Below are 266 nucleotides of genomic sequence, written 5' to 3' on the forward strand. Positions count from 1 at the left end.
GCGCAAAGAGCGTGCGCTTCACGTCGACGATTTCGGCAATGTTCTCCTGCACGAGATCCGCCTCTGCGACCGCTTCGGCAAGGGTCTCGCATGTTGTGATGCGCGCGACGAGCGCATCCACCGGCTCGTCGATCAGATCGAACGACGCGGGGTCCTGCACGCTTTCGCGAATGGCCGGGACAGCGTCCCTCAGCATGTCTTGCGAGGCGTCGTGCAGCTTCACCCGGAAGCCGCTGCGCGCGAACACAATCGCCCACGCGCGCCCG

General features: G+C 65.4%; 1 protein-coding gene. It reads right to left on the minus strand.

Annotated features, from left to right (window positions below; all coding sequences use genetic code 11):
• Positions 1-266 (minus strand): 3-hydroxyacyl-CoA dehydrogenase NAD-binding domain-containing protein (locus tag SB753_RS37870; protein ID WP_410805262.1); only part of this gene is annotated, 266 nt, incomplete at both ends.

Origin of the sequence: Paraburkholderia sp. SIMBA_053 (assembly GCF_046534895.1) — a bacterium.
In the GTDB taxonomy this organism is placed as follows: domain Bacteria; phylum Pseudomonadota; class Gammaproteobacteria; order Burkholderiales; family Burkholderiaceae; genus Paraburkholderia; species Paraburkholderia caledonica.